The sequence below is a fragment of the Parolsenella sp. genome (assembly GCF_982402205.1).
Map to the genome: position 1 here is coordinate 1 of NZ_CEVYAT010000174.1, position 2814 is coordinate 2814.

A 2814-nucleotide genomic window follows, 5' to 3' on the forward strand; every position below is an offset into this window, starting at 1 on the left:
TCGGAGGGCAATGTGACCTTCGCCGGTTCCTGGAAATTCGTCGAGAGGGGGGGGACTCCGCCTGAGCCTGGCATTGGTAGCCAGGGCGGGGCAAGTGGCGACGATAATCACCAGACCGGCCCGAATGGCAAGCCGGATACTGCGCAGAAGGCGGATTCGTCCTTGCCCGAGACGGGAGACGACACGGGCGTCGGCCTTGGTTACGCTTTGCTTCTGGCTGCCATGGTGGCGCTGGGAAGTGCTGTGTATGTAAGGCGTGGGCGGAACTGCTAATTGCGATCCGTGCTCGCAAAGCTATCGGCGAAATTGCGGGAAAGAAAGCCCCCGAACCTTCTGGTTCGGGGGCTTTCTTTTTACGCTCCTATCTCCAAATGACTCCGTGTCGAAGCCCCTCGAGCATGGCCTTGCGTTTGGGGCATGGTGATGGCTGGGGCTCATCGACGAAGCGTACTTCAAGGCAACCGGGGAAGAGCCATGAACGGAGCCGCGTGGTCGACCCCTAAAGATCGACGCGCCCCTACTTGTCCTGCAGGCAAAGCCGCTCCTTGTGCTCCTCGCCCCATGTCCACATCGCGTCTATGACCGTGCGCAGCGACTGGCCGGTCTCGGTGAGTGAGTACTCCACGCGCTGCGGCACCTCGGTGAAGACCTCGCGATGCACGATGCCGTAGTCTTCCAAGGCCCGCAGGTTGTCAGTGAGCGCCTTCTGCGAGATCTTCCCGATTGAGCGCTGCAGCTCTTTGAAGCGCATCGTGCCGTTCAGCAGCAGGCCGCGCAGGACCAGCACCTGCCACTTGCTTTGAATGATTGCAAGTGTTGTCTCTACTGGGCACGCGGGGAGCTCCTTCCCATTTCCAACTACAAGGGCGGCGACGGTAAGACGACGACCGCCGTGAACCTGGCGGCCATCTTCGCCGCCCGGGGCCTTCGGACCCTGCTCGTCGACCTCGACCCGCAGGCGTCCGGCGCCGACTTCATCGGGACTCTACGACAAGGCCGCCTCCGGGCGGCGCACCTCGGTCGAGCTGCTCTCTATGCGCAGCCACCGCACTTGGTGCATGCGCTGGGGCAGGTGGCAAGGCCGCCAAGGGCCGTTTCGCGCAGCTCAAGCGGCAGCATGCGGCCCACGCGCAGCATGGCCTCGGCCGCCTCATCAAAGGGAACCGAAGCCGCGATGCCGGCCATGGAGAGCTGGGCCGCCGTGAATGCGCAGGCCACGCCAATGGCATTGCGATTTTGGCACGGCGCCTCGACAAGCCCGCCAATGGGGTCGCACACAAGGCCCAGCAGGTTGCCCAACGCAATTGACGCGGCGTTGAGCGCCTGCTTGGGCGAGCCACCCAGCAGCTGCACAAGCGCCGCGGCTGCCATGGCGGCGGCGGAGCCCACCTCGGCCTGGCAGCCACCCTCGGCGCCGGCCACGCTCGCGTTGGTCGAGAGCAGCATGCCTACGGCCGCCGCGCACCAAAGGGCCCCCTGAGCTGCGTCGTCATCGAGTCCGAGCGCCTCGCTCGCGGCGATAACGCAGCCCGGGACCACGCCCGACGACCCCGCTGTGGGAGCCGCGACGATGACGCCCATGGTGGCGTTTTGCTCGAGCACCGCCATTGCGCGTGTGATAGCCTGCGTGAGTGGCGCGCCCACGAGCTCAGCCACGGCCGAATCCGACGCCTGGGCTAGCCTCTGCGCCTCTCCGCCAATGAAGCCGCCCAGCGAGGGGCGCGGACACTCGATGGCACGAGTCGATGACTCGCGCATCACCTCGAGCACGCGGGCCATGCTCTTGTCGCAATCGGTGGGGAAGAGCGACTCCTCGCGGCTGTGCATGATGCCGCCGATGCTTGCGCAGTGCTTCTCGCACAGGCCCAGTAGCTGCTCGCCGCTGGCAAACAGGTAGGGAGAGCTCTCCTGCCCGCCCGGACGCGTGGCCCCGGGAATGTGGATGCGGCGCGCCGAGGTAACGGGCGTCAGCTGCGCAAGCTTTTCGAGCACCGCGTCTGCCGGCGCGTCGTCCATCTCGAGCACGGTGTAGGCCATGCCGCCGCGCTCGGAGCGGTAGGTCTTCATGAAGGCGATGTTCACGCCGTCGTCTGCCACGCAGGCAATGATGCTCGCGAGTGCGCCGGGCACGTCGCGGTGCGAGACGAAGACCGTCTCGTACTCGCCCAGAATGTCGACCGTGACGCCGTTGATGCGCGAGAGGCGCACGCGCCCGCCGCCCAGGCTCTCGCCGCGAACCTCGAGCGTGTGGCCCGTGTCCTCGGTGATGGCGATGTCGACGGTATTGGGGTGCAGGGCGCTGTCGTCGCCGGCGATGTCGAAGCGATAGGCAAGGCCGCGTTCCTTGGCAATCTGGAACGAGTCACGAATGCGCTCGTCGTCGGTGTCGAAGCCCAGCATTCCGCCGAGAAGCGCGCGGTCGGTGCCATGGCCGCGGTAGGTGTGGGCAAAGCTGTTCCACAGGGTGAAGGTGACCGAGGCGGGCGCGCTGGTGCATAGGGCCAGCGCCGTCTGCGCGCACCTCAGGGCGCCGGCGGTGTGCGAGCTCGAGGGGCCAATCATGATGGGGCCAAGGACCTCGAAGGCAGACATCTGGGACATGTGACCCTCCAGCTCGATAAACGACGGGACCGCGCCGGGCGACGCGGCCTCTATGACTGTATCAATTGTGGCCCCGGATGGGCGGCGGGCGGGGCGCGGAGCGGGCAAGCGGCGGTTGGGCCGTCGTGCCGGCTGGGATGCCAGCGGTCGAGCTGTGCCAAGCGAGCGGCTGATGGGCTGGCATCGAATCGCGTGAACGGTTGGCTACAGCGC

At 66.5% G+C, this 2814-nt stretch carries 3 protein-coding genes; 1 reads left to right on the top strand and 2 read right to left on the bottom strand.

Features of this window, described 5'->3' with window-relative positions:
* A partial coding sequence (locus tag AC1VTH_RS07670) for an LPXTG cell wall anchor domain-containing protein (RefSeq protein WP_481335548.1) occupies window positions 1–273 on the top strand: 273 nt, incomplete at its 5' end.
* 244 nt (window positions 274–517) lie between these two features.
* Here AC1VTH_RS07670 and AC1VTH_RS07675 read toward each other — a convergent pair.
* Together AC1VTH_RS07675 and sdaAA are read right to left on the bottom strand one after the other, a co-directional pair.
* Window positions 518–808, bottom strand: coding sequence for a winged helix-turn-helix transcriptional regulator (locus AC1VTH_RS07675; protein WP_481335550.1), 291 nt, complete (start codon window positions 806–808; stop codon window positions 518–520).
* A gap of 224 nt (window positions 809–1032) precedes the next feature.
* On the bottom strand, window positions 1033–2601 hold the full coding sequence (gene sdaAA / locus AC1VTH_RS07680) for an L-serine ammonia-lyase, iron-sulfur-dependent, subunit alpha (RefSeq protein WP_481335549.1): 1569 nt from the start codon (window positions 2599–2601) through the stop codon (window positions 1033–1035).
* Between the last annotated feature and the right edge of the window lie 213 nt (window positions 2602–2814).